The following is a 25,609-nucleotide window of genomic DNA, read 5'->3' as shown; positions in this document are numbered from 1 at the left end:
CCCAAAACCTCGCGTCAGGGGCTCTGGCAGACGGGGAAGCAGCACGGGATGTAGCGCTGCACGCTGCCGCAGTCGAGGCCCGGACCGGCGCAGCCATCGGCCGGATTGCCGGTGAAGCACGCGTTCGCGTCGAGCGTGAACGCACCCGCGATCGCGCCGGCCGTGTTCGTGATGGTCACGAACTCGCCGTCGTCGATGTGGTTCGTCATGTACGTCCAGTTGTTGCAGCGGCCGCCCGCGCCCACCGCATAGTTCGTGCCGCCGATGGTCGCCATCGTGGTGCGATTGACCCACGCCGTGATCATGCCACCGGCCGGGACGCTCGTGGTGATCTTCGCGACGTCGACCGGGTGCGCGGCCTGGTTGTTGAAAATCTCGGCGAGCTGCTCGTAGTCGCACACGCCCGCCGCGCCGATCGCCTGGCACATCTTCGTGCCGGCCTCGTAGCCGAGGCTGCCCATGTAGCTCCACTGCGAGGCCTGCGGCGCCGCCGTGAAGCCGCTGAAGATGAGCTTGCCGGCGCAGGGATCGACCGGGGCGTCCGGGCCGCCGTCGTTCGGGATCTGGCAGTCGTCGGGACACATGTCGCCGACCTCGTTCTGGCCGTCGTCGCAGTCCTCGCCCGCCTGGACGATCTTGTCGCCGCAGTACGGGTTCTTGCACTTGTCCGAGCACTCGTCGTCGGGGACGCAGTTGCCGTCGTCGCACTCCTCGCCCGGATCGAGCGTGCCATTGCCGCAGACGACCGCCGTGGAGCCGCCTTCCACGCACGTGACGGGGCCGCCGCCGCCGCTGCCACCGCTGCCGCCGCTGCCGCTGCCGCCGCAATCACAGGCCTCGTATCCATTGCCGGCCGCGTTGCAGACCTGCACGCCCTCGCGCCCGCCGCCGCAGATGCACGCGGCGGTCGATCCGGGAATACAGCCGGCGGGGCCGCCCGAGCCCGAGTTCGTGTTGTCTCCTCCGCTGCATGCCTGCGCAAAAAACGCCGCCAAGCCAAGCGCAGTCAACGGAACGAGAATCGATTTGATAAAGCTATTACGCATGCTCCACTCCCGATGCTTTCCCCACGACGCCGTACGCGATGGACCAGCTTGTTATTTAAACAAGGGCGCGTCGGTGGGTCAACACATAAATGTCGCGAAAAGCCCGTCCCATAGGCCTCGCCGAAGGGGATCGCGTAAATTCATTCGCAGTCAAACCGACGCGTGATCACGCGTCACGCAACGCGCGACACGTGGCACGAGTATGGATCTACCGCAATGCGTCGTGAGGCAGCCGACGCGCCGGGGCTCGTGTTCGCGCGTTTGGTGAAATGGGCGGGCCGCGCGTCAATCGCGGCGGACCTTCCCGCCTTTACTGGAGCTTGAACATCGCCATCGCGGTCTCGCCGCTCTTGATGGCCACGCTCCTCGATTTCGTGGCGCCGCTCGCAGGCTTGCAGCTCACCGAATAAGTGCCCGGCGAGAGCGAGAGCTTGAGCGTCGACGTGGTGCCCTTGGAGGCGCCGTTCACCGAAAATGCACACGTCCCGCCGACCGCGACCGCGACGAGCGTGCCGTTGCCGCCGCCCGCCGCAGGCGCAGCTGTCGGCGTCGCCGTTGCCGTGGGAGGCGCCTTCGCCGTGCTCGTGGCCGTCGCCGTGGCTTTCGTGGTCGCGCCGCCGCTCGGCGCCGTGCCCGCGGGCGCGCTGCCGCCCCCCGCATTGCCGCCGGCCGCCGGCTTGCCGGTATTCGGTTCCCCGGCCGGAGGCGTGTTCACCGCGACGGGATCCCCCGCCGGCGGAGGCGTGGTCTCGGTCGTGGCCGGGGGCGGCGCCGTGGCCGCCGGCTCGGCCGTCGTCGACTGCGGCGGCGCGACGGCCACGGGCCCCGCGCTGTCGGCCGTCGTCCCCTCGCCGCCCTTCTTGTCGCCCCCGACGAGCAGGATCACGAGGATCACGGGCACGAGCACGGCCGCCGCCGCGAGCCCCCCGAAGAGGATTCGTCGATCCTTCTTCGGCGCGAATGGGTTTGGCTCGACGATCCCGCCGGCCGGGCCCGTGCCGGGCGGCGAGATCACGGCGCCCGACGGCGTCGCCGGATCCGGGCGCCCCGGGGCCCACGCGCTTTGCGGCGAGAGCGGCCCCCCTTCGGGAGCCCCCGAAGGCCCGAGCACCGAAGGCCCCATCCCGCTCGCCGCGCCCCCGAACACGGGACCACCACCGGCCCCCGGGAACGGGACCGTCCCCGGCGTCCCTGCTTTCGCGTCCTTGGGCGGCCCGGGCGGCTGCGGGACGAAATCGCCGGCGAGGAACATCGTCCGCTCCATCTCGCCAAGCGCCGCCGCGGAGCTCTGGATCCGCGTGACGGACTCCTCGTCCTCGATGTCCGCCGCCTGGCCGCCCGCGGAGCCGCGCGGCGGCGGCGTGGGCGCGGGCAAGGGCGGCGGCGGCACGGAGCCGGTCTTCTTACGTTGCTTGGCCGCGTGCGTGATCGCGCCGATGCGATCGATGATCACCTGCCCCTCGGCCGTCACGTACGGCCGGAGCGCATGCGCGAAGCCGTGCACGTTGGCGAAGCGGCCGTCGACGTCCTTGGCCATCGCCCAGCCGAAGATCTGGTCGATCTCGGGCGGCAAATCGCGGCGGACCTGCGTCGCGGGGCGCGGCTCCTCCTTCGTGATCTGCAGCATCAGCATCGCCATCTCGCCCTCGAAAGGCGGACGCGCCGTGAGCAGGTAGTAGAGGATCGCGCCGAGCGACCACACGTCGGCCCGCACGTCGATGCTCTTCGCCTTGCGCACGATCTCGGGCGACGAGTAGGGCGAGAGGCCGAGCATCGTGGTGGCCGTCATCTCGCCCGCCATCGGCGCGGCGACGTCGCGCATGAGCTTCGCGGTGCCGAAGTCGATGACCTTGAGGAAAGGCGCGCCGCCGACGCGCGTCGTCACGAAGAGGTGCTGCGGCTGGAGCTCGCGGAAGATGATGCCGTGCCCGTGCGTCTCGGCGACGGCCTCCGCCGCCTGCAGGACGAGCAAGCAGGCCTCCTGCAAGGGCAAGGGGCCGCGGGTCTTGACGTGCGTGGCGAGGTCGGTGCCTTCGAGGAACTGACGGACGAGGTAAAACGTGCCGTCCTGCTGGGTGCCGACGTCGATGATACGCGCGACGTGCTCGGATTCGAGCTTGGCGAGCGTGCGCGCCTCGCGCCGGAAGCGCTCGAGCTCTTTGTCGTCGGTCTGGCCCGCGAGCAGGAGGCGGATCGCGACCCGCTGATCGAACTCGGTGTTGAAGGCCTCGACGAGGACCCCGTGCCCCCGGCCGAGAATGGTCCGGATGCGGTACTTCCCGGCCACGAGGCCGCCCGGGCGAATTTCGTCAGGTCGCATGTTTCGGATCGTGGCGGCGTCGAGGAAAGCCGCGGGGCCATTCTGGCATGTCTCGGGTCTCGGTGGGTACTTCCCGCGATCGCTTCGCAGGGTCCCCTACTTGAGGGGCTCGATCGCCGCGGTGCAAGAGGCCGCCACGGAGGCGGCATCCTTGAAGCCGAGCCAACCGAGGATGCACAGATCCCCGGGATCCTGCTCGTTCACGATCTTGCCGCCCTTGTGCCGTTCGAGCCCCCGCGCCTTGTTGACGAGCAGGAGCTTGTCGGCCGTGGATCCGAGATCGTCGACGACCTGCTGCATCGCCGCGGGATCGAGGTTGCACACGGCCGCGTAGTTCGCTTCGAGCTCGAGCTGCGTCGTCGAAACGCCGCCGGAGACGTTGTTCTCCGCCGGGTGGCGCAGGCCGAGCTGGCCGTAGATGCGCATGGGGCGCGTCATCTGGCCGTGGCAGTCGAGGGTACCGCAACGGCGTTCGAGGTACGGCGAGACGCTCGCCGTGAAGACGGCCGGGTTCGGACACCCGTACGCTTCGAGCCCCGCCTCGCCCACGCAGCTCGAAGCCCCGAAGCCGAGGCCGAAGAGCCCCGCCGCGAGGACGCCGAGCGCCGCGAGCGAGCGCCGGCCGAGCGCCTTCCGGAGCCGTTCACGCACGTTCCGCCTCACGGCGCACCTCCACCACAAATCGGATCCGTGTCTCCGTCATCGACGAGCACCACGCCGGCCGAGTCATGTCCGGCGCCGTTCCCCGGCCTGTCGTCCGAGGGCAGCTTGTGGCACGAGGCGCACGAGCCCTCGCGGCCGATGATCGAGTTCATGCTGCGCTGTCCGGCCCTCACCTTCAGCGGGAAGGTGAGATCGGCCCATTTGTCCTTCTCGATGTAGAAGTTGCCGGCCGCGTTCGTGCACGCGAAGCGCGAGGGCCCCGCCGAGTCGAAGATCTCGACCTTCACGTTGGGCGCGGCCGCGAGCGCGCCCATCGCGTTCTCCTTGTATACGGTGCCGGCGATCGCGAACGCGGGCGCGGCGGCGCCGTACGTGGAGTGGCAGGACAAACACGGCTGACCGGGCCGGTGCAGCGCGCTCGGCGACCCCTGCTCCGCGGGCAAATCGTCGAGGACCTCCTGCGGGACGGGATCGTTGCCGTTGCAACCAAAGGCGCCCACGCCGAGGACGAAGGCGAACGAGAGCACGGCGAACCTTCGCCCGTGCGACACGGGGACCATCAATCGACCTCCAGCTCCAGGGTCACGGCGGTGAACAAGCCGAACCGGTTGAAGACGTAGATGTGGTCGAAGTACTGGTTGTAGAGGCCCTCGACCTGGAGCTGCGCCGAGAGCACCCGGGCGAGCGCGTACCGCGCGTTCGCGCCGAGCGTGAAGCCCATGAGCGCCCCGAGCTCGCGATCACTCGTGCGGAACTCGGGCACGTTCCACCCCGTCGCGCTCTGCGTGGCGACATAGGCGCGTTTCCAGAAGTCGACCGACGACTGGATGTTGAAGCGCAGGTGGCTGCCGAGGCGCAGGTCGTCGTTGACGTCGAGGAAGAAGCGCGCGTCCGTGGTGCTCGCCATCTGCCCCCACGTATCGACGTAGACCCGCTCGTCGCCGCGGATCGTGGTCTTCTCGAAGCGCTTGGCCGCGCGCCCGACGAGCGCGAAGCGGCTGCGCTCCGTGGGGAGCTGCTCGAGCGGCGCGAACGGCAAGCGGTTCTGGCTGACGACCTGGCGCGTCGCGCCGAGCGGGACGCGATCGGCCGTCGCCTGCGTGAACATCGGGATGTGGCGGTACGGCTTCGAGGTGTCGCCGAAGACGAGCTCGGCCGTGCCACCCACGACGACGATCATGCTCGGATCGATCACGAGCGAGACGCCCGCGTCGATCGTGTGCCGCATGATGTCCTCGCGAAACACCTCGAAGGGCGTGCCCGCGCGGCTGAGCACGTCGAAGCCGAGGTTGTACGCGAGGGTCGGCGTGACCATCTTGCTCTTGAGGTCCGTGCTCACCGCGACGCCGACGGCGCGCGCGAGGTAATCCGGCTCGACCGAGACCGCGCCGTTCAAGCCGATCTTCGCGGGGCCGACCTTGAAGTCACCGGAGAGCGATCCCGCGAAACGCCGCTCGTTCCACCGCCGCGACGCCGTGGCCACGATGTCGGGCGACGCCGTGCTGACGACGTCGACGATGAAGCTGCCGCCGATCTGCCAGCCCGCGGTCGGGTTCTCGCCGGAGATGTAGGCGGCGGGCGACACGACCGTGGTGCTCAGCGTGTCGGTGTAGAACATCGTCTCGAGGCCGGCCTTCAGCGTGAAGCCGCGGCCCTTGCCGCCCGTGTCGATGCAGCGCTGCATGTCGGCCGGCGTGCGCGCGGCCTGCATACACTGGAAAACGGCGCTGTTGTTGCCGCCCGCGCCGCCCTGATCGACGTTCACGGTGATCTGCTCGCCGCGATCGAAGGCCTCGGTCGACTTGTACTGCGCGGGGAACTTGCCGCGTTTGCCCTTGGCCTCGATCGTGGCCTTGCCCGGGTTGTGCGGGATCGGCTGCTTGACCTTGTCGGCCGGGACGACGACGCCGTCGATCTTGACCTCGACCTCGCTCCACGCGCTCGGGATCTGCAGCGTGATCGTGGGCGTGTCGATCTGGAGCTTTTCGATGAGCTCCTTCGCCTCGCCCGCCACGGCCGCGTTGTTCTCTTCCTCGGCGAACTTCGCCGCGATCTGCGCGTCGGCGGCGGCTTCCAGCAGCAGGCCGCCGGCGTCCTGACACTTCGCGAGCATCAGTTTGCCCGCGGCGAACTCGCTCGACGTCGCCATCTCGGCGATGAGCGTCTGCATGCACCCGCTCCAGTCCTTCTGGGCGAGCGCCGCCTGCGCCGCGGTGACCGACGCCATCTGCTGCTTCGTGGGCGGCGGGCGCGCCGGCCCGAGGACTTGCCGGGCCTCGGCGAAGGTCTTCTCGAGGTCCTTCGTCGCCCACTGCTTGTCGAGCTTGACGTTCGCGTCTTCCTTGAGGGCCGACTCGAACGCCTTCTTCGCCGCGTCGAGCTTCTTCTTGCCCGCGCCCTGCACGACGCCGATCGCCATCTGGATCTCGGCGCGCACGCTCGGCTCGCAGGCCTTGCCCTTGCACGCCTTGAGCGCGGTATCGAGCCGAGACAGGGCCTTGTCGTACTTGCCCTCGACGAACTCGTTCATCGCCTCGGCGACCGCGACGAGCCCATCAGCGTCCTTGTCCCCCGCGTACGAGGGCCCGGCGTCCGTGAGCCCGACGAGCGCGAAGACGGCCGCCGGCAGCAGGAACGCGCGGATCAGTTGTCGGGCGCGCCGCACTTGATCCACTCCTCGATGGTGGTGAACTCCATCTGATTGATCCGGGCATCATCGACGGTGTCGTCGGGATCGACCTGCGGCATGAGCGCGCCGCAGTTCGGCGGCTTCACGACCCCCATCTCGACACGCAGGTTGCAGAGCATCTTCGAGTCTCCCGGTGTTTCACACGCGATGTACGGGCCCCCCACCACGCTGATCCCGAGGAGCTCGGTGCGGAGCTTCTCCGCGTCGCCCGCGGTCAGCGTGAGCGTGCCTGCGCCCATGCCGTGACACTGGGCGTCCGCGCACTTGCCCTTCGTTTCGAGGATCGGGAGCACGTCGGTCGCGAAGCTCACGGCGCACATGGGATCACTCATGCACGTGCCGCCGCCCGAGGACGAGGAAGCCCCCGCGCCTCCCACGACCTTCGCTGGATCGCCGTAGGGCGGGATCTCCTCGGTGGCGCATCCAGCGATCGCCATCGGGAGCGCCGCAACAGCGGCGAGAAGAAGGATGAATGAGGGCTTGTGCATCTTACCGGGCAGGTTCGCCATCATAGCCGGGCCCGCGAAAGAGGGACAAGCTCTCCTATCAGGGATCGGCGGCGGCTTTCCGGATCGCCGCGAGGACCTCCTCGACGGTGCAGGGGCCCGAGAGTCGCGCGACCTCGCGCCCCTCGGCGTCGAGCACGACCGTCGTCGGCACGGAGCTCGCGCCGTACCGCGCAGCCCATAACTCGGCGTCCGGCGTCTCCTCCGTGAGATCGATGCGCAGCGCCACGATCGGCATGCGCTGGAGCTGGATGCGTGGATCGGACCAGACCTCCCGCGCCATGGCGATCGACGCCGCGGACCAAGCGGCCGAGAGGTGCACGACGAGCGGCACCCCTTCCCGCGCGGCGCGGGCGCGGGCGCGAGGTTCGTCCGTCTCCCACACCCACGGATGAAGCCGCGGCGAGGACGCTGTGCCTTTCGGATCTGGATCTCCGACGGCGACCACGGCAGGCGCGCCGCCGGGGATCGCCACGACGGGCGCAGGCTCGGGCGCGCGCGCGGCGCACGCGACGAGGCATGCGCTCGCGGCGAGGACAAACGCGCGTGGATCGATCGTGGGTTTGGAGAAACGAACGGGGAAGAAGCGGGCGGGGCTCCGCGGATCCGCGGGTCGGGAGCCCCCTCCCGGAAGGGTCACTTGCCCTTGGCGGAGCAGCGCATCGCGCACATGAGATCGCCAGGCGCGCAGCCGCAGGAGCTCGGCTTCGCCGTGGGCTTCGCCGTGGACGCGGGCGCCGTACCGCCGCCGCTCGTGGGCGCCGTGCCGGCCTTCGTCGTCGTGCCGCCCGCCTTCGACGTCGTGCCGCCCGCCTTCGACGTGCCGCCCTTCGAGTTCGCAGCGAGCGCGGACGCGCTGGCCGCGGGCGCTTCGGTCTCGGCGACGGTAGGCGTCGGCGCGGGCGGCGCGGTCTCGAGCGGAGGCGGCGTGTTCGCGGGCGCGGCCGACTGCGCCGTCGTCTCCTCCGGCGGAGGCCCGCCGTTCATGACCATGAACGCACCGACGATCGCGCCGACGGCGACGAGCGCGCCGATGCCGATGAAGAGCGGCGTGCGGTTCTTCTGCGGCTTCGTCTCCTCGGGGATCGGGATCGGGGCCGCCGCGGGCGCCGTGACGGGCGGCGCCGCGAGCTCGAACAAGCCGCCGGAGTCGCCGAGCAAGCTCGCCGCAGCGGACGTCGTGGACGGCGCGGCGGACGCGCCGGCGGCGAGCGCCTTCAGGTCGATGAGGCCGGAGTCATCGGAGTTCATCGACTTCGACGGCGTCGACGCGAGCGCGCCGAGGCTGCTGAGGCTGCTCGCGGCCGAAGAAGAAGTCTGGCCTGCGCGGTTCGTCAGCGCGCTGAGCGAGAAGAGCGCGGATTGCTCTTCCTTGCCGGCGCCGATGCGCATGGGCGCGGCCGCCGCGCGGGGCGAGGAGCCGCCCATGCCCGAGGCGCTCGTCGACACGTCGGAGGCGCCGTCGGAGCCGAAGAGATCGCGCGCTCCGCCGCGGGCCCCGTCCTTCTTGACGGCAGCTCGCGCGGGCTCGGGCGCAGGCTGCGGCGCGCTTGCGCCTTGCGCGGCCGCGTTGAGCGCGTCCACGATCGCCGGCACCTGGCCGAGGGGCTGCCAGTCGCCCATGCCATCGGCCCAGACGTACGTGTCTGCGGTGATGACCGAGCTGTTGTAGGCCTGGACGATCTCTTGCAGCGACATCGTTCGCTGATCGCCCTCGGCCACGTTGACCTGGTACGCCCCGCCGTCCGCCGCCGCCTCTTCGGCGCCCGCGGCCGAGGCGGCGTCAGCGTTCGTCGTGGTCGCCCCGCTGCTGTTGACGAGGATCGTCGCGCCGCACTTACGGCACTTGATCTTGACGGTCTTGCCTTGGACCTTCTCGTCCGAAACCGTGTACTTCGACTGGCAAGATTGGCAGGTGATCTTCATGTCGCGTCTGGTTCGGAGGGTCGACTGTTTACCTCGGGTCGGTCTTCGCTCGAAGACTCTACCAGGGCGCCCTGTCGTTTCGGACCTTTCCTGACGTATCAGCCACGAGGAAGACTCGAATCTGCCAAAAATTCGTCTCCACGTGCAATTTCTTGGAGCTCGATCCAAAAAAGCGCTTGCAAGCGTGTCGAAAGCGGCCCCCATCGGGAAGCGGGACCGCAAGACAGCGGACGAACCCGACCGGCGAGGCCCCTCGCCGCCGGGTCGACGCACGCTGGATCAAGGGAAGGATCAGGAAAGACAGCGGCCCGCGTCGAGGTCGCCCGCGGCGCTGGGAACGCTCGGCGCTTCTTCCGAGGCGGGCGGCGGCGCCTCCTCGGCGCTGTCTTGCGGGCTCTCGGCCTCCTGCGCCTCCTGCGCCTCGGGCGCCTCGTGGCTGCCGACGTGCTCGCCGTACGCCTGGAGCTTCGAGTAGAGCCCACGCCGGCTGATGCCGAGCACGCGCGCTGCGCGCTGCTTGTTGCCGCGCACGGCCTCGAGCGTCAGCAGGATCAGCTTGCGCTCGGCGTCGGCGAGGCGCGTGCCCACGGGCAAACGCAGCACGAGCGGGTGCTCGCTGCGATCGCCGCCCTCGCGGGCTTCAAGGTCGTGCGACGACGGCGTCGTCGCGCGGATCGGCGCCTGGGCAAACGACGCGGACGCCGACGGCGGCGGCGGCTCGGTGAGCGAAGGCGGAGGCTCGCGCCCCTCGAGCTCCGCGATCGCCGGCGGCGGCGTCGTCGTGATCGGCGCCGTCGGCACGTGGTGCTCCGGCTCCGCGTGCGGCGGGTTCGCGTGGACCTGGAGGTCGTGGTGCGAGCGACGGCCCGTGCGCCGCTCGATGCGGCCCTGGCCGATCTGGACCTCCTCCGGCGCGACGATCTCGCCCGCCGCGAAGAGCGCCGTCTGTTCGACGACGTTGCGGAGCTCGCGCACGTTGCCCGGCCAGTCGTGCCCGTAGAGCCTCTGGATCGCGCCCTCGGAGAAGCGACGCGCGGGCGTGCCGTAGCGCTTCGCGAACTTCACGAGGAAACGCTCGGCGATCGGCAGGATGTCCTCCACGCGTTCGCGCAGCGGAGGCAGCGTGATCGTGAAGACGTTGAGGCGGTAGTAGAGGTCCTCGCGGAAGACGTTCTCGTCCACCAGATCGAGCAGGTCCTTGTTCGTCGCGGCGACGATCCGGACGTCGGCCTCGATCTCCTTGCGGCCGCCGACGCGCGTGAAGCGGTAGGTCTCGAGCACGCGCAGCAGGCTCACCTGCACAGCGCTGTCCATCGTGCCGACCTCGTCGAGGAACACGGTGCCGCCCGTCGCCGCCTCGAACTTGCCCTCGGCCGAGGAGAAGGCGCCGGTGAACGAGCCCTTCTCGTGACCGAAGAGCTCGCTACCGATGAGCTCGCGCGGGATCGCGCCCGTGTGCACGGGGATGAAGGGTCCGTTCTTGCGCGGGCTGCGGTTGTGGATCGCGCGCGCCACGAGCTCCTTGCCCGTGCCGCTCTCGCCCACGATGAGCACGGGCGCCATCGTCGATGCGACCCGGTCGATCCGGGCGAACACCTCGCGCATGCCGCGCGATCCGCCCACCATGCCCTCGAACACGAGCGGCCCGGCCGCGGCGTCGTCGTCCTCGCCTTCGGCCTCGCGGACGTTGTCCGAGGACAAGAGCTCGCGCACGAGCGAGACGAGCCGCGCCGGATCGAGCGGCTTTTGCAGGTAGTCGGCCGCGCCGAGCTTGAGCGCGTCGACCGCGCTCGACACCGAGCCCGACCCCGTCACGACCACCACCGCGGGCGCGGGCGTGGTCGTCTTGATGGCCTCGTCCTCCGTCGGAGGCGTGAGGCGACGCATGAGATCCATGCCGGTCATCCCGGGGAGGTTCAGATCGGTCACGAGCACATCGGCGGGCGTCCGGTGCTGGATCTCGAGGGCCTGCTCGCCGCTCGAAGCGACGAGGACGTCCAGCCCCTCGTGCCGGAGCACGGCCTCCAGGATCGCAGCTTGATCGGGCTCGTCCTCGACGAGCAAGACACGCCCCGTATGGTGCCCGGCCGCCCGGTGCGCGCGGAGCATCGATCCCCTCGCATGCACTGAAGCGCTCGCTCCCAAGCTTTTCCTCCCCGGAGGTTCTCCGCGCGATCTACGCGGCGCCTCCACGCTTTCGGTGAAGGAACTCTAGCGAAGAGGTTCGCTCACGCCACCCGCCGGGATCAATTCAGGATCCCCCTCGTTTGGGTATCGCGATACCCCGAGGTGCGTGTCAGGTACGGCCTGGACGCTCGTACGGAATGCCTCAGGGCGCCCGCGTGTCGGACGTCTCCTTGCGACGATAGATGCACCAGGCGAAGCCCGCGTCGAGCGGCACTTTGCCTGCGATCTCGTACGCCGGCAGGAAGCGTCGATCGCGGTAGATCACCTGCGATCCCGGGACAGACGGGTGCTTGCAGTCGATGTTCGAGGAGATGAGCAGGAAGTAGTCCGGGCGCTTGTCGAAGAAGCGATCGAGGAATCCGGGGCCGAGCTTGCGCGTGTAGCCGCCCTCGAGCTTGCTGATGACCGGATCGACGAGGCCGAGCAGATCGAGGATGGGGTAGTCCGTCGCGTACCCGACGTACCCGATGTCGCCGATCGCGATCTCGCCGGGCTTGCCGTTCTCGAGGAACCACTTCGCCGTGCCGCCCGCGGCCATCGTCCAGAAGCGCTCCTCCTTCTCGAGGATCTGCCGCTGCGCGCTCTGCATGTTCCCGACCCGCAAGGAGAAAGCGATGGTCAGGAACGCGGCGAGCGCGAGGTTCGCGGCGCGGCTCCGTCGATCGACGATCGCGCGCGTCGAGACGCAGATGAGCAGGAACGCGAACGGCTCGAAGGGCGCCATGAAGCGGAAGAACGGCATCCAGTCGCCGCCGACGAGCACGACGTAGAGCATCACGAAGATCGCGATCGCGGAGACCGCGAGCAGATCCCGACGCCGCCACACGAGGCCCATCGCGACCGCGAAGATCCCGAGGTAAAGCACGGGTCCGGCGTGGTTGACGTAGTTCCGGACGTAGTCGGCGCCGCCGTCGATCTGCGCCGACCAGTTGCCCGTCTTCGCCGAGAACGTGTTCGGCACGAACGAGCCGTAGTACGCGCGCCGGAACGCGAGGTGCGTCCCGACAGGCAGGACGAACGCCACGCCGCGCAGGAGGTTCTGCTTGCCGAGGAAGCCGCTCGGCGCGGTGAAGACGCGAGCCGCGACGTCTTTCGTGCCGAACGCATCCCGCCCGAAGGTCAGCACGAGCATGAGCAACCCGACGAACGCAGGCGCCTCGGGCCGCGTGATCCCGGCGAGGCCGAAGACGAGGCCCGACCAGGGGAAACGGAAGGTTGTTTTGGACGAACCTTCCGCGTCGGGATCGATCTCGCCGAGGAAGAGCCACGTGCCTGCGAGCAGGAGGAAGACGAAGAACGCGGTCTCGAGGCCGAAGACCGCGTACCCCGAGAAGACGACGGTGGTCGCGGCGAGCCACGTCGCGAGGCAGGGCGCCGCCGCGAGCGGCCGGAGCCGATCGGAGAGGCGGTACATCATGACGAGCGCGCCGAGCGCGGAGGCGGCGCCGAGGACCTTCGCCGTGACGTCGGGATCGAGGCCGATCTTGATCGCGCCGGCGAGGATCACGGTCCAGAGGAAGTTCGTGTAGCCCTCGATGCGCTCGCCGGCGTTGTAGACAAGGCCGAGGCCCTGCGCGAGGTTCCGCGCGTAGCGGTAGGAGATGTAGGCGTCGTCGATGGTGAACGAGAGGACGCGGCGCGCGTTCGCGAGCATCACGATCGCCGGAAGCACGAGGCCGAGGACGAGGTGCACGAACCGCGGCAAAGGCGCCCCCGCGGCCCAGTCGCGGAGCGTCACCGCCGGCGGACGTTTCCACGGGGGATCGGCCGCGTCGGGATCGGGATCATCGCGATCGTCGTCGGATTCCGGTTCTTCCGCGTCTGCGTCTGCTTCCGCTTCCGCGTTTGCTTCCGCTTCCGCGTTTGCTTCCGCCTCCGCGTCGCTTCCTCGCTCGTCGCCCTCGGGCTGCCTCTTCACGCCACGGCCATACCACCGGAGGGCCCGGTCTTGGCAAGCGTCGCCGTGCTTTCCGCCGCGACGAAGGCCAGGTATGGGCCGCTCCTCGATGTCGACCCGCGAAAACGGCCCCGTTGCCGCCTCGCCCGAGGCCCCCCCGACGAGCGCGCTTGCCTCCCTCCGCGCCTGGCTCGGCGGCGCGCCGCTCTCCCAACCCACGCACCTCGCGCTCGGGCTCGTCCTGCCGATGATGCTCGTCGTCGCGAACGCCTACCGCGTCGCGGGCTTCACGATCGACGACGCCTACATCTCCTTCCGCTACGCGCGGAACTTCGCGGAGGGACACGGGCTCGTCTACAACCTCGGCGAGCGCGTCGAGGGCTACACGAACTTCCTCTGGACCGTGCTCCTCGGCGTCTTCGCGACGCTCGGCGCGCGCCCCGAGATCACAGCGAAGGTGCTCGGCGTCGTCTGCGCATGCGCCTCGCTCGTCCCCGTCTACCGCATCGCGCGCAGGCTCGCGCCGCTCGGGTGGTCGCCGTGCCTCGCCACGTGGCTCTGCGCTTCGAGCTTCCCCCAGACGGGGTACGCCGTCTTTGGCCTCGAGTCGCCGCTCTTCGTCCTGCTCGTCCTCCTCGGCACCGAGCGCTTCCTCATCGAGGCGCACGACGACGCCGACGTCTTCCCCTGGTCGGGCCCGCTCTTCGCGCTCGCGGCCCTCACTCGCCCCGAGGCGCCGCTCTTCCTGCTCCTGCTCTACGTCTGGCATCCGGACAAACCCTTCTCCCGCCGGAGCCTCACGCGCCTCGCCACCGTCGCCGTCCCCGTCCTCGCGCACCTCGCGTTCCGCCGCCTCTACTACGGCGGCTTCTTCCCCAACACGCTCACCGCGAAGACGGGCGACATGAACCAGCAGCTCCACGGCGGCCTCGACTACCTGCGCCGCTACGCGATGCACGCCGGGCCCGCGCTCTGGGCCGGGGTCGCCGCCATCGCGGTCTTCGTCGTCCGCAAGCGACGCGACGGGCTCGCCATCGCGGCCATCGCCCTCACCTTCGGCCTCTACGTGCTCCTCGTCGGTGGCGACTGGATGCCGTACTACCGGTTCCTCGCGCCCGCCGAGCCCTTCGCGTTCCTGCTCGTCGACGCCGCCACGCGCACTGTCGCCGAGCGCAGGGAACGGGCCGTGGCGCTCGCCGTCGCCCTGTTCGTGATCCTCGTGGGCTTCACGCGCGTGGGCTCGCTGCGGGTCGCGCAGCGCGACATCTTCGAGAAGGACAAAGCCTTCTGGGACGACGCCGGCGGCCGGACTGCGGCATGGCTCTCGACGCACGGAAAACCCGGGCCCGTGGCCATCGCCGACATCGGCTACGTCGGCTACGCGACGGGTTTTCCCATCGTGGACATGCTCGGCCTGCTCGCGCCCGAGATCGCGCGCCTCCCGGGCGGCTACACGAACAAGACGGGCGCGGGATACGCCGACGCGATCTTCGCGCGCGACCCGCGCGCGAGGTAGGCCGGCACGCCGTCCTTGAATTGCAGGCTGATCTCCGCGCCTGCGGGGTTGTTCACCACGTTGATCGAGGCGATCCGCTTGTCCTTGCGGGCGAGCTCCGTCGCCGACGAGAGCGCGCGCCGGCCGGGCAGCGAGACCGTGAAACCCATCGCGCCTGCCGCGCCGTTCACCGTCTCAATCGGCCCGTCCATCTTCAGCTTCAGCACGATCGGGCTCCGCACGTTGCCCTTGCCGTACTGCTTGCCGTCGCCTTGCGTCTCGGCCTCGTCCGCGTCGCCGCCTTCGCTGTCGTCCGCCGCGGCCTGCGCGCCGTCGCCCTCGGGCGCGGGCGGCGGCGTCTGCGCGATCGTCCCATCGGGCTGCGTCGGCATCGCCGGCACCGGCTCCGTCGTCGAGAGCGGCGTCGCCCCGAAGAGCGGCACGTTCACGTTCGGCACCACGTTCGGATCTCCGGCCGCCATGTTCGCCGCCGTCGGCGCGGGCAGCGCTGCGGCCGATCCTGCCGCGTTCGCCTCCATGCCTTGTGCATCGGTCGGCGCCGCCGCGCGCGACGCACCGAGCAGCCGGATCCCGCCCACCACGACGAGCACCGCGGCGAGCCCGAGCGCGCTGCCCATGAGCGCGGCTTTCCGGCTCGATCGGGCCTTCGGAGCGGCCTCGGTCGTCTCCGCCTCTTCCTTGTCACGCACGAGCTTCTTGCCGGCTGCGCGCAGCGCGCCCGTCGGCGGCGCTGCGGTCGTTCGCCGCGTCGCTTGACCGTCCGTCGCCTCGGCTGCCTCCTCGCCGCGCCGCTTCCGGATCGCCGCGAACAAGCCTGACATCGCGCCCTTCGCGCGCGTCCCGATCCCACCCACGGCCGGACCGATCGCGCCGAACGCGGCCATCGTCGCGCCCTTGGCCTTCTCGGTCGCCCCGCGCAGCGCCGCGGAAAAGTCCTTCTTCGCGCCGACCGCCGGCGAGTCCAGCGACGGATCGTTTGCCTCGGCGGCCTCGTCGTTCTCCTCCTCGACCGCCGTGCGCAGCGCTGCGGACTCGGCCGACGCGCTCGGCCGCGTGGCCGGCGGCTTCGACCGCATCTCCTGCGTCCGGGCACGCGAGGGCACGACCGGCGACGAGAGAAGCTCGGCGCGAGCCTCCTTCTCCTTGGCCTCCTTGGCCTCCTTGGCCTCCTTGGCCTCCTTGGCCTCGCCGCTCCCCGCGCTCACCTCGGTCTTCGCGGCCGGACCCACGCCCGGCGTCGTGCGCTTGATCAGCGCGCCGAGCCCGAGGGACGGAGCTTCCTTGCTCGACTCCTTCTCCGGCGCCTTCGACGCGACCGCCTTCTCCGGCTCCTTCGCCGCGGCGACCGCCTTCTTCGACTCCTTCGCCTCGCCGAAGCGCAGCGACACCACGAGCTGCGGCACCTTCGTCGACGGGTCGATCTCCACCTTCACGGCGTCGACCATCGCGGCGCGTTTGTCGCCGTGGTCCATGTCCTCGAGCTCGAGCGACCGACCCACCTTGAGGAACTCCAGGTTCGAGCCCACGAGCACCTCGCCGCCCGCGGCTTCTCGCACCCGCGCCTTCATCGGCGAGCCGAGCCCGTCGATGTGCAGCCGCACGCGCGTCCCGGGGATCCCCATCGCGCCGATCCCGCTGCTCCCTTCGGTGGTCCCGCCGAGATCCTGGCACAGGCTGCGCAGCGTCGCCTCGGCGTCGGGGCTGTCGAAGCCCACGAAGCGCAGGCCGAACTCGCCGCCGCGGGGCGCTTCGCGGCGCCAGGTCACCTCGCCGTCGGCGACCACCTCGCCCGCGTCGCCTTCGAACCGGCACACGAGCCGATCGCCGATCTGCGGCAGGTAGGCCGTGCGCAGGCGCATGCCTTCGGGCGAGACGTCGATCGACTCGGCTTCGAAGCCGCCGCTGCCCTTGGCCTCGCCCACGGCCACCAGCGCCTCGAAGTGGACCCGGTGGTGGCCCGCGCGCCGGTCCGGCGTCCCGGGCGTCCCGGGCGTGGCCGTCGTGTTTGCCCGGCCGTTCGTGCCTTCCGCGGAGTCCTCTGCGCCTCGCATGCTCATGACAATCCTCCAAGGGGCTTGGGGCGCTGCTCGGCTTGTCCGAGCGCAGCTCCAAACGCCAACCGGTAGGGACTGGACAGACCCCGTCCCTGCCGCGCCCCACGCGGCTCACTCGCTTTCGCCCCGACTAAGTCACCCCGAGGAAGAGGGCCAAGTTTGCGTGTCGGGAAGAAACCGCCCCCGCGCAGGTTGTCCCGAAGAGCGGACGAGACCGGCGCCCCCGTCAGGGCGCAGGGACCTGGTCCAGGCTCCGCCATCGCGGACTTTTTTCCGTGATGACGACGGAAAGGCCTGGACAGTCCCGCTACGGAACCTTAGATCATCCGCTATAGCGGACAGTCGGCTACCGGGAGCACCGAGTTGCTTCTTGGGGTGGCCGTCGAGGAGGCCCCATGCGCATTGGTTGGATCGGGGGAGTCGAGCGTTACGAGGTGCAACTGGAGCGGCTCGCGAAGGCGGCCGGGCACGAGCTCGAATATCACCGAGGCGACGTGCGCGGCCGTGGGGCGCAATCGCTCGAGGGGCTCGTGGAGCGCTGCCAGATCATCGTGATCCTGACGGAGACGAACAGCCACGGCGCCGTCCAGCTCGCGCGCAAGCTCGCACGCCAGCGCGGCCGCGGAACGCTCCTCCTGCGCAAAAGCGGCATCGCCCGCTTCGCGCGATTGCTCGAGGCCATCGACCAGGCGACGGCGAAAGGCCTCTTCCACGCAGACGGCTCGGTGGGCACGGGCTACGAAGCGGCCCTGCTCGGTGCGTGACACGCCGCGTGTGCTCGGCCTTCCCGAGCGAAGCCGGGGCGCATCGCGGCTGCGATCTGCCCGAAACGTGACAAGCTTCCCGCGTGAGTGACGAGCCTGAAGCGCCCGAGCCGCCGTCCGCCAAGAGCGAGGTGACGGAGTCGAAGGCCGAGGACGTGGTGATGATCCACAGCCCGATGTCCGACGGACAGGGCTACCACGTGCTGCGGCTGCGCGAGGGCAACGTGGAGCTCGGCGCGATCCGCAACATGCGCGAAGGCGCGCCGGTGCACGGCGACGTCGTGAAGCTGTCGCAACGCAAAGAGCACGAGCGTTTCTATGACGTCGAGGTCCTCGTGAAGAGCCCGAGACCCCCGGAGGCGCCCCGATCGGGCCCGGCGCAGGTCGCGACGGACGCGTACCGGGCAAACTGGGACGCGATTTTCGGAGCGGGACGCGGGGACGGCGGCGGCGAGACGTTGAATTGAGCCCCTCGCGATTGCGGGACCCCGTGGCCATTGCGAGAGCGGGTCTTCCGCCTCGACGAGGTTTTGCTCCCCCTTGACCCCTCGCCGCACCCCGGCTTCCCTCCGCGCGCATGGATCCCCTCGCGCCCATCGCCGGCCTCTCGCTGGAGCAATACGCCGAGCTTCGCGCCCTCTGCGCGGATCACCCTGACGACGCCGACGCCTGCGCGCGCGTCGTGCAATCGAAAAACGTCTCCCGCGAGGACTGGCTCGCCGCGCATGCGGGCTGGCTCGCGCGGCTCGAGGATCCCGCGCTCGGCGGCGCCATCGCCGTGCGGTTCGTCCCGGCCTACCAGGCCGCGCTCGGCCGCGCCAAGGGCGCCGCGCCCGCGCTCTCGTTCGAGGAGTACGTCGGGCTCTCCGCGCAGATCATGCACGCGGGCCTCTCGTCCACGCTCGCGCGCCAGGACCTGGATCTCTTCCGCTACACGCAGATCGCGTTCCACTGGAACGCCGCCATGTCCCGCGACATGCAGCAGTTCGTCGCGTACGTGTGCGCCGTCGAGCAGGAGCTTTTGCGCCTGCACCGCGGCGGCGAGCGTCGCCCCATTCCCACGCTCGCCACGCTGATTGGCACACAAGCCACGGCCTACGCGCCCCCCTCGGAGGCCCCCGCGGCCCCCGCGGACGACCCCACGCCCGCCTCCATTCCTGCGCCTGCGCTCGCTGCCGTTCCTGCGCCTGCGCTCGCTGCCGTGCCTGCGCCCGCGCCCACGCCCGCCGCCATTCCTGCGCCCGCGCTCGCTGCCGTTCCCGCTCCCGCTGCCGTTCCCGCTCCCGCTGCCGTTCCTACACCCGAGCCCGTTCCCGCTCCCGCTGCCGTTCCCGCTCCCGTGCAACAGCCGAAGACCCTAGAGCAAGAGGCGAGCGACGCGGCCCACGCCGTCGGCGGCGCGCTCAAGAGCGGGTTCGACAAGCTCGGCCACGCGCTCGATTCGTTCGGCAGGAGCCTGTCCAAACCGGGCGTCGGATCGGCCGTGCTCGTCGCGTGGTCGGACGGAAACAAGTACCCGGGGACGGTCGCGCAAATCGCACAAGGTCAGTACTTCGTGACGATGTCCAACGGCGAGCAGTATTGGGTGGCCGAGCCGTACATCTCGGCTCCGTAGTCCCCGCACGCTTCGTGCTACACCCGCGGCGAACGATGCCCGCGACCGAAAAGGCAACCAGGGGCGCAGAGCTCCGCGCTTCCCTCGGCGAGATCGCCGGTGTCGAGGCCCTCGACGTCGAACTCGATCGCCCCGATCTAACGCCGGTCGAGCCCCTCCCCTCGTACGAACTCCCGCTCGATCGGCCGATCACCGCAACGCGTGATCTCGCCGCGCGTGTCCTCGGCGCGAAGGGTCCCACGATCCACGTCGTCTCCGTCGCGGGCGGCGCCACCGCGCTCGTCCTCCGCGCCCTCGCGAAAGCCACGCGCCGAAAGATCATCGCCGTCACGGCGGATCTCGAAGCCGCGCGCGCCCTCCACGCCGACGCATCGTTTCTGCTCGCCGGCGCGGATGCCGAGGAGCCGGACGCGGGCAAGACCACGCTCGGCGAGGTCCTGCTCTTCCCGCCGAACGAGTCGAGCCCCTACGCCGACGTGAACCCCGATCGCCGCGGCGCCGAGGCCCGCCTCGCCGCGCTCTTCCACCTCGCCGTGGATCTGCCGTGGCGCGCGCTCGTTTGTCCCGTCTCCGCCTTCGCCCGCAAGGTCGTCCCGCAGCCGGAGGTCCTCGAGCATGCCGAGCTCGTCGTGACCGAGCAGGAGATCGAGCGGGACGCCTTGATCCGCAGGCTCGCGCAGGCCGGCTACGTCCGGAGCCCGCTCGTCGAGGACCCCGGCACCTTCGCCGTGCGTGGCGCCCTGCTCGACGTCTGGCCGCCGAACGCGAGTTTTCCCGCGCGCATCGAGTTTTACGGCGACCTCGTCATGGGGATCAAATCGTTTGACCCCGAAGGACAAAAGACGATCGCCGACATCAAGGAGGTCTGGCTCCCGCAGGCGCGCGAGGCCGTGCTCACGCCCGAGAACGAGTCCCGCGCCCGCGAGCGCGTGCGGGCCGCGTGTGATGCGGTCGATCTTCCGTCGGTGAAGGCCCGCGCCCTCGTCGACGACGTCACGAGTGGTCGCACGTTCTTCGGGGCCGAAGGGTTTCTCCCGGCGTACCTCGACCTCGCGCCGCTCGCCTCGTACCTGCCCGACGACGCCATCGTCGTGCTCGAAGATCCCGCGGCGATCACGCGATCCTTGCGCGACGAGCTCGGCCGCGCCCTGGCCGATCTCGCCCACAAGTCACGTGACGCGCACTTCCCGCTCGACGCGTTCTACGAGACCGAGGGCGGCATCGCCGCGTGGATCGAAGGCCGCACGCACGTCGCGCTCCATCGGACCGGGATCGCCGGAGACGCGCCGGATCCTGCGTCCCTCGAACGTTTCGAGGTCGCGCCGGAGGAGGCGCCCTCGCTCGCCACCTTCGATCAGGGCGACCTCGAACGCGCCATCAAGGCCGCGCGTGCTTCCCGGGGGAAGACCGGCGCGCTCGATCCGCTCGTGCGCCGCATCCTCGCCTGGCAAGAGCACGGCATGCGCGTCGTCGTCGCGGCGCGCGCGGAGACGCAGGTCGAGCGCCTCGTCACGCTCCTGCGCCACCAGGGCGTCCGCGTCCGCGCCCGCCTCGGCGCGTTCGACCCCTCGCTCCTCGACGAGCAGGATGCCGAGGCCGCGCGCACCGCGCTCGTCGTGCGAGGGGGGCTCGCGCGGGGTGTCGTCGCGCCGGCAGAGCTCCTCGCGCTCGTCACCGAGGAAGAGGTCTTCGGCGCCCGCGCGCATCGGCGCGCCGCGCGTGGCGGCAAGGACACGAAGGCCTCGGCCCGACCCTTCCTCGAAGACCTGCGCAACCTCTCCGTCGGCGACTACGTCGTGCACGCCGATCACGGCATCGGCCGCTACCACGGGCTCGTGCACAAGCAGGTCGGCGGCATGGTCGTCGACCTCATCACGGTCGAGTATGCGGGCGGCGACAAACTCTACCTGCCCGTCTATCGCCTCAACCAGATCCAGAAGTTTCAGGGCGGCGAGGGCGCGCCCAAGCTCGACAGGCTCGGCGGACAAACGTTTGCCAAGACGAAGGCCAAAGTCGAGAAGAGCCTTCGCAAGATGGCCGACGAGCTGCTCCGCCTCTACGCCGAGCGAAGGAGCGCGATCGGCGAACCCACGGCTCCGCCCGACGACGACTACGCCGCGTTCGAGGCGACGTTCCCCTTCGACGAGACGCCCGATCAGGCCCGCGCGATCGGCGAGGTCTCCTCCGATCTCGAAGCCGCACGCCCGATGGATCGGCTCGTCTGCGGCGATGTCGGCTTCGGCAAGACCGAGGTCGCGATCCGCGCCGCGTTCCGCGTGGCCGCTTCGGGCCGCCAGGTCGCTGTCCTCTGCCCGACGACCGTGCTCGCGCAGCAGCACTACCTGAACTTCAAGGCCCGCATGAGCCCGTACGCGCTCGAAGTCCGGGCCATGTCGCGCTTCCAGTCGAACAAGGAGCAGGACGAGGTTACGCGGGGCCTGCGTGACGGCAAGGTCGACGTCGTCATCGGCACGCATCGTTTGCTCTCCAAGGACGTCCACTTCAAGAAGCTCGGCCTGCTCGTGGTGGACGAGGAGCAGCGGTTTGGCGTGACGCACAAGGAGCGCATCAAGGCGCTGAAGACGAACGTCGACGTCCTCACGCTCACGGCGACGCCGATCCCGCGCACGCTCCAGATGGCCGTCACGGGGCTGCGCGACATGTCCATCATCACCACGCCGCCCGCGGAGCGCCGCGCGATCCGGACGATCGTCACGCGGCACGACGAGAACGTCCTGCGCGAGGCCGTCGAGCGCGAGCTCGGCCGCGGCGGGCAGGTGTTTTACGTGTACAACCGCGTCGAGGGCCTCTACGAGCGGGCCGCGCGGCTCCAGGAGCTCGTGCCCTCGGCGCGCATCACGATCGCGCACGGGCAGATGAGCGAGACCACGCTGGAGCAGGCGATGCTCGACTTCGTCGAGGGCCGCTACGACATCCTGTGCTCGACGGCGATCATCGAGAGCGGCCTCGACATCCCACGCGCGAACACGATGATCGTCGATCGCGCCGACATGTTCGGCCTCTCGCAGCTCTACCAGCTCCGCGGCCGCGTGGGCCGCTCGAAGGAGCGCGCCTATTGTTACCTCGTCGTCCCGCCCGCGAACGCGATGACCGACGAGTCCCGCTCGCGCATCGAGGCGCTGGAGCGGCACACCGAGCTCGGCTCGGGCTTCCAGATCGCCTCGCTCGATCTGGAGCTGCGCGGCTCGGGCGACATCCTCGGCGCCGAGCAGAGCGGCAACGTGGCGCAGGTCGGCTTCGAGCTCTTCTGCCAGATGCTCGACGAGGCCGTGCACGAGCTCCAGGGCGAGCCCGTGGTGCACGAGGTCGACCCCGAGCTCGCCTTCGACGCGGACGCGCTCTTGCCCGAGGACTACGTGTCCGATGTCGGCGTGCGTTTGTCCTTCTACAAGCGCCTCGCGAGCGCATCGAGCCCGGACGAGGTGCAGGATCTCGCGAACGAGATGGAGGATCGCTTCGGCTCGCCGCCGATCGAGGCACGAAGGCTCGTGCACCTGATGAGCCTCAAGACCGAGCTCCGGAAGCTCCGCGCGCTCGCGTGTGAGGCGACGGCGAAGGGCGTGACGTTGCACCTGCGCGACGACACGCCGCTCGATCCCGCGAAGGTGATGAAGCTCGTGCAGCCCAAGGGCTCGCCGTACAAGCTCTCGCCGGACATGCGTTTGTCGAGGAGAACACGGGACACGGAGGTCTTCGCGAGCGGGCTCGAAGCGACGGACAAACTCCTCGCGGAGCTCGCGTCGTGCATGAAGGCGGGGGCGTAACGCGCGTCAGGAAGAGGCGTCCTCATCGCCCTCGTCGTCGTCCTCGTCTTCGTCCTCCTCCCAGTCGTCCTCGTCTTCGTCCTCGTCGTCTGCGCCTCCGTCGACCCAGTACTTCGCAGCCTCGTTCGGCGCGCGGAGGAGATGGAGCATGACATCGCGCGTGTCCTCCACTTGCACCCGCGGCAGGACCTCGGCGAACAGCTCCTCCATCCCCTCCGGCTTCCGGAGCCACAAGGGATCGTGCAGCTCCTGGGTGACCCGTGGATCGGGCGAGATCAAGCACGCGGCGACGTGCTGCCGGTAGCTCGCGAGCGGGACCTTGTTGTCGATGAGCGCGCCGCAGATCGCGGCACGCGCGCGGGCCGGGGCTCGATCCAGGATGCCCGGGAGCCGCGCGTCGTCCTCCGCGAGGATCTCCTGCCAAACCAGCACATACGCCGCTTCGGCCGCCGCCGCGCCGCCTCGCGCAGTCGAGGCGAGCACGCGCGTGAGCGCTTCGAGGATCGGCGCGGGCGAGGATTTGCGGACGAGCCTCGCGGCGAGGGCAAACAGCGGCGCCTCGGGCTGCGCGAGCGCAGACAGGATCCACGCATCGTCGAGGCGGTTGGCCTGCACGAGCGCCAAGGCGGCGCGGTAGACCGGGCCGAACGCCTCGGGATCGCCGTCGTAGGCGGACAGGGCGGCCGGCGCGACGTCCAGCACCTCCGCCGCCTTTCGCTCCGACCCGAGGTACATCAGCCGATCGAAGAGCTCGAAGCGCTTCTGCTGGAGCGCCTCTCCTGCCGCCGTCGCGATCCGCGCGTCGAGCCACGGGGCCTCGGTCACGTCGCGCAGCACGATCATCGCCCATCGCGACGCATCCGCGTTCGACCGCACCCCCTTGCTCCGTGCGTCCGCGGGGTCGTCCGGCGCGATCAGGATCGACCAGAGCCGCTCCACGCAGTCCTCCGGCGCCCCCACGACCGAGAGCGTGAGGAGCGGCCCCGGCGCGTTGTCCCACGCAGGCGACGCGAGCGCCGCGCGCGCGATGTCTCGCAGCCGCTCGCGCTGCGCTGGGCCAAGCATCCCTTCCCGCGCCGCGCTCGTGAGCGCATCGAGCCAGCCGCGGGCGACCCCCGCGAGGGCCGACGCCTCCGCGAGGCTCGCGAGCCCCTCGAACGCGAGCGTGCCGAAGCGCCGGAGCAGCAGCTTGGCCCAGTCGGCCTCCCCCAGGTTGCCCAGCGTCGGGTGCTTGTAGAGCCTGCCGGACGTGCGCAACGTGAAGAGCAGCAAGGCGAGCGCTTCACGCTGGGACGAAGAGAGCTGCGCAGGCGGCGCGCTCGCCTCGGGCGCCTCGGCGAGCAGCGCGTCCACCATCGTGAAGCGCGCCTCCTGCGAGGCGCCGCGGAGCACGGTCAGGCACGCGGAAAACCGATCGCTCGGCGGCCCTTCGAGCAGGAACACGGGCACCCCGGCGAGGGGCGACGCCGGCAACGCGCCCCCGAACCGCTCGAACCAGATCCCCTTCACACGCTCGACGAGGTCGTGGTCGGAGCCCCCTGCCGCCTCGAGGAGCCGCGGACGCGCGACCTCCTCCGGCAAGAGCACGAGCGCGCTGATGGCGGCGTACCGATGAAGGCCGCTCGGCTCGGCGAGCACACGATCGATCCGGTGGATGGCCCGCTCTGGATAACCGGCGGCGAGCGCCTTCAGCGCCCAATCGGCGTCGAGCCCGGGTCGGTCCCGGGAGATGTGCGCACCGCCGCCCTCCACGATGATCTCGAGCGGCTTCCACCCTTCCGCCGGGGGCGCCCCCCGGAGCGCGTCGATCAGCGCCTCCTCGTACTCGTCGATGCGATCAAAGGCGCTCATCCCAGCGCCGCGGTCGAGCGGGTGGCGCACGGCGTCTTCGAGCAGCCAGAGCACGTCTTCCTCGCGCTGCGTCCATCCCTTCATCTGCGCGAGGATGAAGAGCGCATAATACCGAAGGCGCGCGTGGGGCGTCCGGAGGGCGCGGCGAAGCGCAGGGATCGCCACCGGATAGTCGTCGAGCGAGAGCCATCGGATCGCGAGCGCGCGGACGTCCCATACCCGCGTCGTGTCGGCGAGCTCCGCGAGCCGCGCGCCGAGGTCGGGGTAACGTCCTTCGAGCTCCTTCTCGGCCACGGTGCGATCGACGACGAACGCGAGGTTTTTGTCGCCGGAGCGCGCGGCCTCGACGATCAGATCGACCACCTCGGGGTGGCGATCCGGGATGGGCAGCCACGCGAGCTGGAACATGTCGGTCTTGCGGATCGGCGTGGCCTTGATGTGACGGGCGATCAGCCGAAGCAAGCGGACGGCCTCCAGGGGATGCCGGGACATGCCGAGGATCTCGAAGCCGATCCGCCGCGCAAAGCGCTTCAGGCGCGCCGCGGCGGCGGCCTGCGCCGGCGGAGACGCGAGCGCCCATGCTTTGCGCACGTCCTTCGCGAGCTCCTCGCAGACGAGCGCCGCGTGTTCGGCGAAGCCTTCCGAGGCTGCCGGATCGAGGTTCGGCGCCGGAGGGGCATCGGCTTGCGGTGGCGGCGCTTCGGGCGGCGGCGCCATGCGCCAGGCGAAACGCGAGGCCAGCGCGGGATCGAGCACGTCACGCTTCGGCTTGGGTCCGTCGGACATCCGC

Annotated in this window: 17 protein-coding genes; 5 read left to right on the top strand and 12 right to left on the bottom strand. The window is 70.2% G+C overall.

The annotated features are described in order from the left end of the window. Nucleotides 1–14: 14 nt before the first annotated feature. The 10 genes from POL67_RS20375 to POL67_RS20330 all read right to left on the bottom strand — a co-directional run bounded on the left by POL67_RS20375 (nt 15) and on the right by POL67_RS20330 (nt 13,255). Nucleotides 15–1,046 carry a hypothetical protein gene (locus POL67_RS20375; RefSeq protein ID WP_271919483.1) on the bottom strand — a complete coding sequence of 344 codons (1,032 nt, stop codon included), beginning with the start codon at nt 1,044–1,046 and terminating at the stop codon, nt 15–17. Between the two features lie 310 nt (nt 1,047–1,356). Continuing rightward, complete coding sequence (locus POL67_RS20370) at nt 1,357–3,366, bottom strand: serine/threonine protein kinase (RefSeq protein ID WP_271919481.1); 2,010 nt, start codon at nt 3,364–3,366, stop codon at nt 1,357–1,359. A gap of 96 nt (nt 3,367–3,462) precedes the next feature. After that, a complete protein-coding gene (locus POL67_RS20365) occupies nt 3,463–4,029 on the bottom strand; it encodes a hypothetical protein (RefSeq protein ID WP_271919479.1) in 567 nt (188 codons plus the stop codon). Then, nucleotides 4,026–4,589: a hypothetical protein gene (locus POL67_RS20360; protein WP_271919477.1), complete on the bottom strand. Its 564-nt coding sequence runs from the start codon at nt 4,587–4,589 to the stop codon at nt 4,026–4,028. The genes POL67_RS20365 and POL67_RS20360 overlap by 4 nt, the downstream gene beginning before the upstream one ends. Then, complete coding sequence (locus POL67_RS53670; protein ID WP_271919475.1) at nt 4,589–6,694, bottom strand: DUF3570 domain-containing protein; 2,106 nt, start codon at nt 6,692–6,694, stop codon at nt 4,589–4,591. The genes POL67_RS20360 and POL67_RS53670 overlap by 1 nt, the downstream gene beginning before the upstream one ends. Further along, nucleotides 6,673–7,206, bottom strand: coding sequence for a hypothetical protein (locus tag POL67_RS20350; RefSeq protein WP_271919473.1), 534 nt, complete (start codon nt 7,204–7,206; stop codon nt 6,673–6,675). The genes POL67_RS53670 and POL67_RS20350 overlap by 22 nt, the downstream gene beginning before the upstream one ends. A gap of 58 nt (nt 7,207–7,264) precedes the next feature. Next, on the bottom strand, nt 7,265–7,864 hold the full coding sequence (locus POL67_RS20345; RefSeq protein WP_271919471.1) for a thioredoxin family protein: 600 nt from the start codon (nt 7,862–7,864) through the stop codon (nt 7,265–7,267). Next, nucleotides 7,861–9,150, bottom strand: coding sequence for a zinc-ribbon domain-containing protein (locus tag POL67_RS20340; protein WP_271919469.1), 1,290 nt, complete (start codon nt 9,148–9,150; stop codon nt 7,861–7,863). The genes POL67_RS20345 and POL67_RS20340 overlap by 4 nt, the downstream gene beginning before the upstream one ends. Before the next feature lie 291 nt (nt 9,151–9,441). Beyond that, complete coding sequence (locus tag POL67_RS20335) at nt 9,442–11,259, bottom strand: sigma-54-dependent transcriptional regulator (RefSeq protein ID WP_271919467.1); 1,818 nt, start codon at nt 11,257–11,259, stop codon at nt 9,442–9,444. Nucleotides 11,260–11,479: 220 nt separating this feature from the next. After that, entirely contained in the window at nt 11,480–13,255 is a 1,776-nt protein-coding gene (locus POL67_RS20330) for a DUF8728 domain-containing protein (protein WP_271919465.1), read from the bottom strand. 88 nt (nt 13,256–13,343) lie between these two features. Here POL67_RS20330 and POL67_RS20325 point away from each other — a divergent pair, with 88 nt between their 5' ends. Further along, nucleotides 13,344–14,750, top strand: a complete 1,407-nt coding sequence (locus POL67_RS20325) for a DUF8728 domain-containing protein (RefSeq protein WP_271919463.1) — start codon at nt 13,344–13,346, stop codon at nt 14,748–14,750. Here POL67_RS20325 and POL67_RS20320 read toward each other — a convergent pair. Continuing rightward, the gene (locus POL67_RS20320; protein ID WP_271919461.1) at nt 14,684–16,807 is read right to left on the bottom strand and encodes a PilZ domain-containing protein; all 2,124 of its coding nucleotides are present in this window, start codon (nt 16,805–16,807) and stop codon (nt 14,684–14,686) included. The two genes, POL67_RS20325 and POL67_RS20320, sit on opposite strands and share 67 nt — an antisense overlap. A 392-nt stretch (nt 16,808–17,199) precedes the next feature. Between POL67_RS20320 and POL67_RS20315 the strand changes: the two genes are divergently transcribed. The 4 genes from POL67_RS20315 to mfd all read left to right on the top strand — a co-directional run bounded on the left by POL67_RS20315 (nt 17,200) and on the right by mfd (nt 22,968). Then, nucleotides 17,200–17,568 (top strand): DUF2325 domain-containing protein, encoded by a 369-nt coding sequence (locus POL67_RS20315; RefSeq protein ID WP_271919459.1) that lies wholly within the window; start codon nt 17,200–17,202, stop codon nt 17,566–17,568. Between the two features lie 83 nt (nt 17,569–17,651). Beyond that, entirely contained in the window at nt 17,652–18,035 is a 384-nt protein-coding gene (locus tag POL67_RS20310; protein WP_271919457.1) for a hypothetical protein, read from the top strand. Between the two features lie 110 nt (nt 18,036–18,145). Further along, nucleotides 18,146–19,183, top strand: a complete 1,038-nt coding sequence (locus POL67_RS20305; protein WP_271919455.1) for a tudor domain-containing protein — start codon at nt 18,146–18,148, stop codon at nt 19,181–19,183. 35 nt (nt 19,184–19,218) lie between these two features. Continuing rightward, nucleotides 19,219–22,968 carry a transcription-repair coupling factor gene (gene mfd, locus POL67_RS20300; RefSeq protein ID WP_271919453.1) on the top strand — a complete coding sequence of 1,250 codons (3,750 nt, stop codon included), beginning with the start codon at nt 19,219–19,221 and terminating at the stop codon, nt 22,966–22,968. A gap of 6 nt (nt 22,969–22,974) precedes the next feature. Here the strand turns inward: mfd and POL67_RS20295 are convergent, their stop codons facing one another. Then, a complete protein-coding gene (locus POL67_RS20295) occupies nt 22,975–25,605 on the bottom strand; it encodes a hypothetical protein (RefSeq protein ID WP_271919451.1) in 2,631 nt (876 codons plus the stop codon). Between the last annotated feature and the right edge of the window lie 4 nt (nt 25,606–25,609).

Origin of the sequence: Polyangium mundeleinium, from assembly GCF_028369105.1 — a bacterium.
Classification (GTDB): domain Bacteria; phylum Myxococcota_A; class Polyangia; order Polyangiales; family Polyangiaceae; genus Polyangium; species Polyangium mundeleinium.
The sequence above is the reverse complement of the archived record's forward strand: the minus strand, read 5'-3'. Positions and strand labels throughout refer to the sequence as shown.

Coding starts and splice junctions, on each gene's coding strand:
- POL67_RS20375 (WP_271919483.1), bottom strand. CDS start 1,046: ATGCGTAATAGCTTTATCAAATCGATTCTCGTTCCGTTGACTGCGCTT.
- POL67_RS20370 (WP_271919481.1), bottom strand. CDS start 3,366: ATGCGACCTGACGAAATTCGCCCGGGCGGCCTCGTGGCCGGGAAGTAC.
- POL67_RS20360 (WP_271919477.1), bottom strand. CDS start 4,589: ATGGTCCCCGTGTCGCACGGGCGAAGGTTCGCCGTGCTCTCGTTCGCC.
- POL67_RS20350 (WP_271919473.1), bottom strand. CDS start 7,206: ATGCACAAGCCCTCATTCATCCTTCTTCTCGCCGCTGTTGCGGCGCTC.
- POL67_RS20340 (WP_271919469.1), bottom strand. CDS start 9,150: ATGAAGATCACCTGCCAATCTTGCCAGTCGAAGTACACGGTTTCGGAC.
- POL67_RS20335 (WP_271919467.1), bottom strand. CDS start 11,259: ATGCTCCGCGCGCACCGGGCGGCCGGGCACCATACGGGGCGTGTCTTG.
- POL67_RS20325 (WP_271919463.1), top strand. CDS start 13,344: ATGTCGACCCGCGAAAACGGCCCCGTTGCCGCCTCGCCCGAGGCCCCC.
- POL67_RS20320 (WP_271919461.1), bottom strand. CDS start 16,807: ATGAGCATGCGAGGCGCAGAGGACTCCGCGGAAGGCACGAACGGCCGG.
- POL67_RS20315 (WP_271919459.1), top strand. CDS start 17,200: ATGCGCATTGGTTGGATCGGGGGAGTCGAGCGTTACGAGGTGCAACTG.
- POL67_RS20305 (WP_271919455.1), top strand. CDS start 18,146: ATGGATCCCCTCGCGCCCATCGCCGGCCTCTCGCTGGAGCAATACGCC.
- mfd (WP_271919453.1), top strand. CDS start 19,219: ATGCCCGCGACCGAAAAGGCAACCAGGGGCGCAGAGCTCCGCGCTTCC.
- POL67_RS20295 (WP_271919451.1), bottom strand. CDS start 25,605: ATGTCCGACGGACCCAAGCCGAAGCGTGACGTGCTCGATCCCGCGCTG.